At 69.6% G+C, this 4,053-nt stretch carries 5 protein-coding genes; 3 read left to right on the top strand and 2 right to left on the bottom strand.

Annotated features, from left to right (window positions below; genetic code table 11):
• Positions 1 to 1,316: sensor histidine kinase (locus AD428_RS18065; RefSeq protein ID WP_053246095.1), on the bottom strand; the 1,316-nt coding region annotated here is incomplete at its 3' end.
• Positions 1,313 to 2,032 carry a response regulator transcription factor gene (locus AD428_RS18060; protein WP_053246094.1) on the bottom strand — a complete coding sequence of 240 codons (720 nt, stop codon included), beginning with the start codon at positions 2,030 to 2,032 and terminating at the stop codon, positions 1,313 to 1,315. The genes AD428_RS18065 and AD428_RS18060, both read right to left, overlap by 4 nt.
• 168 nt (positions 2,033 to 2,200) lie before the next feature.
• Here AD428_RS18060 and AD428_RS18055 point away from each other — a divergent pair, with 168 nt between their 5' ends.
• The 3 genes from AD428_RS18055 to AD428_RS18045 are packed head-to-tail and all read left to right on the top strand — an operon-like array spanning position 2,201 to position 3,938.
• The gene (locus AD428_RS18055) at positions 2,201 to 2,806 is read left to right on the top strand and encodes a cytochrome b/b6 domain-containing protein (protein WP_053246093.1); all 606 of its coding nucleotides are present in this window, start codon (positions 2,201 to 2,203) and stop codon (positions 2,804 to 2,806) included.
• Between the two features lie 12 nt (positions 2,807 to 2,818).
• On the top strand, positions 2,819 to 3,595 hold the full coding sequence (locus tag AD428_RS18050; RefSeq protein WP_053246092.1) for a molybdopterin-dependent oxidoreductase: 777 nt from the start codon (positions 2,819 to 2,821) through the stop codon (positions 3,593 to 3,595).
• 55 nt (positions 3,596 to 3,650) lie between these two features.
• Positions 3,651 to 3,938 carry a hypothetical protein gene (locus tag AD428_RS18045; protein WP_053246091.1) on the top strand — a complete coding sequence of 96 codons (288 nt, stop codon included), beginning with the start codon at positions 3,651 to 3,653 and terminating at the stop codon, positions 3,936 to 3,938.
• The last annotated feature ends 115 nt before the right edge of the window (positions 3,939 to 4,053 follow it).

Below are 4,053 nucleotides of genomic sequence, written 5' to 3'. Positions count from 1 at the left end.
GTGAACAGCCACTCGCGCAGCGACTCGGGAATGCCCGGCCCCGTATCGCTGATGCGCACCCGCACCGCGTCGCGCGCGGCGCGCAGGCGCAGTTCGATGCGGCCGCCGGCCGGCGTGTGCCGGATGGCGTTGTCCAGCAGATTGGTCAGCACCCGCTCGATGAGGCCGAGGTCGGCCCGCACCGCGGGAAGGTCGCGCGGCGCTTCCACGCACAGCCGCTGCCTGCGGGCCTCGGCGGCAAGCTCGCATTTCTGGACCACGTCCTGCGCCAGTTCCTGCAGGGAGAAGGTTTCGGGCTCGAGCCGCACCAGGCCCGATTCGAGCCGGGCGAGCTCGAACAGTTCCTGCGCCAGGCGCCCGACCTTGCGGCTTTGCGCCAGCGCGATGTCCAGGTAGCGGCGGCGCCCGGCCGGATCGAGCGCGGCATCTTTGAGGCGCAGCGTTTCCAGGTAGCCGTGCAGCGCCGTGAGGGGCGTGCGCAGGTCGTGCGAGATGTTGGCCACCAGGTCGCGCCGCTCCTGATCCTGGCGCGTGAGTTCCTGCCACTGGCGCGAGATGCGTCCGCCCATCTGCGCGAAGCTGCGCCGCAGCACGGCGATTTCGTCGCCGCCGTCTTCGTCGCCGGCGTCGGGCGGGCCGAGCGCGCGCAGCGATTGCGGGTCTTCGGCATCGAATTCGCGCACGGCGCGCGTCAGGCCACGCAGCGGCCGCGTGATGAGCGCGAAGGCGGCCAGGCCGGCCGCCAGCCCCAGCAGCGCCACCAGCGCCATGGACCACAGCGAGGCGCGCAGCACCGAGCTCGTGCCCAGGGCCGCGGCGAGCTCGTCGTGCGCCTGCCCTTGCAGCACCACGTACACATAGCCCTGCTCGCTCCCGCCCGCGCTGACCGGAGCCGCGCTGAACACTTTCTGCACGGCGGGATTGCGCGGATCGTCGCCCAAGATGGGCAGCGCCTCGCCGCGCAGCAGGCGCCGCACCGGCGCCAGATCGACGCGGTCGCGGCGCAGCTCGCCGGGCGGAGCGGCATCGCCCACGATGCGCCCGTCGCTGGAGAGCAGGTACACCTCCACCGAGGGATTCACCGCCATCAGCATGTCGAACAGGTTGCGCACCGCCTCGGGCTTCCAGCCCTGCGCGTCCATGAGGACGTTGGCGCCCGCGATGTGCGCGGCCAGCCCGCTGGACAGGCGCTGCGTCGCCTCCTGCTCGTAGCGCGCGTTGGCCCGCACCTGCAGCCAGGCCGATACGCCGCAGCAGGCGAGCAGCAGCGCCGCGAACACCGCGCACAGCTTGCGGGTGAGCGTCAGGCGCTTCATGGCGCGTCTGCCGGGCCCGCCGAGAACTTATAGCCCCGGCCCCAGACGGTGAGAATGCGCCGCGGATCGGCGGGGTCGGCCTCGATCTTAGCGCGCAGCCGGTTGATGTGAGTGTTCACGGTGTGTTCGTATCCCTCGTGCTGGTAGCCCCAGACCTGGTCGAGCAGGTCCAGCCGCGAAAACACCTTGTCGGGGTGGCGCATGAAGAAGGCCAGCAGGTCGAACTCGCGCGGCGTGAGGTCCAGGCGGCGCCCGTCCACCGAGGCCGTGCGCGCCACCGGGTCGAGCGAGACGCCGTGCAGCGCGACGCTGCCCGCCTCCAGCCGCGCATTGCGCGCCAGCGCGTCGCTGCGGCGCAGCAGCGCCTTCACCCGCGCCACCAGCTCCAGCATGGAAAACGGCTTGGCCAGGTAGTCGTCCGCGCCCAGCTCCAGCCCGAGAATGCGGTGCACCTCGCTGGAACGCGCGCTGGTGATGATGATGGGCGTGTAGCGCGTCATGGCCCGCGCCCGCTTGCAGATTTCCAGCCCGTCGATGCCGGGCAGCATCAGGTCCAGCACCAGGGCGTCCCAGTGGCCGGACGCGAGCCGGCGCAGGCCGTCCTCGCCGTCGGCGGCGTGCTCGACGGCGTAGCCCTCGTCGCGCAGGTGCATGCGCAGCAGTTCGGCGATGTGCGCATCGTCTTCGACGATGAGGACGCGGCGGGGAGTGTCCATGGTAGCGGCGGGCCGGATGGGGAGTTCCTATTGTCGCCAATCCGCGGGGCCGATGTATCACAATTAATTTAAGTTTGCGTGAGGACTTGGGGAGCGGCGGCGGACCAGAATGCCTGCAACACCCGCCGCCGCGCAAGGCGGCGCCACGCAGGAGCAGGAGCCGCAGTCATGTCCATTCCCGCCGCCGCCGCGCCGCCCGTCCATCCGGCCTGGATCCGTATTCCGCATTGGCTGAACGCGCTTGCCGTCTTCGTCATGATGACCAGCGGATGGCGCATCTACAACGCCTCGCCGCTGTTCGATTTCTCGTTTCCGCGCGGCGTGACGCTGGGCGGCTGGCTGGGCGGCGCGCTCCAATGGCATTTCGCCGCCATGTGGCTGCTGGCCGCCAACGGCCTGGCCTATCTCGTCCTCAACCTGGCCACCGGCCGGCTGCGCCGGCGCTTCTTTCCGCTCAGTCTGAGGGCGGCGGCGACCGACGCCGGCGCGGCGCTGCGCGGCCGGCTCTCGCACGACGATCCCCGCCGCTACAACGCGGTGCAGCGCCTGGCCTATGTGTTCGCCATGGCCGACGTCGCGGCGCTGGCGCTGTCGGGGCTCGCCATCTGGAAGCCGGTGCAGTTCGGCACGCTGTGCGCGCTGATGGGCGGCTACGAAAGCGCCCGCCACGTCCACTTTTTCGCCATGGCGCTGCTGGCCGGCTTTATTGCGCTGCACGTGGCGATGGCGCTGCTGGTGCCGCGCAGCATCCGCGCCATGATTCTCGGCAAGTGAGAGGACAGACGCATGCGCCCCAAGACCCGCCCCGACGGCGCCGACATCCTGCGCGAAGCGCGGCGGCTGCTGGACCGCCGCGTGCAACAGCCCGCCCGCCGCGCCTTCCTGCGCAACACACTCAGCCTGGGCGGGCTGGTCATGCTGTCCGGCTGCACGCTGTCGGACGACGAAAGCGTGGAGCGCGCCCTGATGGCGGTTTCGCGCTTCAACGACCGCGTGCAGGGCTGGATCTTCGATCCCGCCGCGCTCGCGCCCACCTATCCGGAATCCATGATTACCCGGCCCTTTCCGTTCAATGCCTATTACGGCATCGAAGACGTGCCGCGGGTGGACGCCGGCGACTACCGGCTGGAGCTGGCCGGCCTGGTCGCCGACAGGCGGCCCTGGCGGCTGGAGGACCTGCGCGCACTGCCGCAAGCCAGCCAGGTCACGCGGCACATCTGCGTGGAGGGCTGGAGCGCCATCGGCAAGTGGGGCGGCGTGCGGTTCTCGGACTTCCTGCGGCGCGTGGGCGCGGATCTGAGCGCGCGCTATGTGGCATTCCAGTGCGCGGACGATTACTACACCAGCATCGACATGCCCACCGCGCTGCATCCCCAGACCCTGCTGACCCTCACCTACGACGGCCGCACCCTGCCCGCCGAGTACGGATTTCCCATGAAGCTGCGCATGCCCACCAAGCTTGGCTACAAGAACCCCAAGCATATCCGGGCCATCACGGTCACCAACGCCTATCCCGGCGGTTACTGGGAAGACCAGGGCTACAACTGGTTCGGCGGCAGCTGACGCCGGCGGCCCGCGATTTCACCCTGTTTTTTCACCCACCCAAGAGGACCTCATCATGAAAACACTCGCTACCGCTGCCGCCTCCCTTTGCCTGGCGCTGGGCGCCGCGGCCGTCCATGCCGCCGACACGGGCGGCATGGCCAAGGACGGCATGAGCAAGAGCGGCATGGCCAGGGAAGGAATGAAGAAGGAAGGCATGCCCAAGGACGGAACGGCCAAGGAGGGAATGTCCAAAGAAGGAATGTCCAAGAGCGGCACGCCTGGGAACGGCGTGAAGCAAGACGGCATGAAAAAAGACGGCATGCAGAAGGACGGCATGTCCCGCGCCGGATCGAAACAATAGCGCGGCCCGCCCGTGGCCGGGGCGGGCGCCGCGGCCTCCGCCCCTTACCCATTTCCGGAGCGCTCCATGATTCCCGCTCGCAGAATGTTTCTTTCCGCCGGCGCCGCCGCGGCCT

This window comes from Achromobacter sp. DMS1, assembly GCF_001270295.1.
Note: the sequence above shows the minus strand (reverse complement) of the source record. Positions and strands in the feature narration are given on the sequence as shown.

Excerpts from the sequence above, each read along its gene's own strand:
- AD428_RS18060 (WP_053246094.1), bottom strand. The coding sequence starts at position 2,032 with ATGGACACTCCCCGCCGCGTCCTCATCGTCGAAGACGATGCGCACATC.
- AD428_RS18055 (WP_053246093.1), top strand. The coding sequence starts at position 2,201 with ATGTCCATTCCCGCCGCCGCCGCGCCGCCCGTCCATCCGGCCTGGATC.
- AD428_RS18050 (WP_053246092.1), top strand. The coding sequence starts at position 2,819 with ATGCGCCCCAAGACCCGCCCCGACGGCGCCGACATCCTGCGCGAAGCG.
- AD428_RS18045 (WP_053246091.1), top strand. The coding sequence starts at position 3,651 with ATGAAAACACTCGCTACCGCTGCCGCCTCCCTTTGCCTGGCGCTGGGC.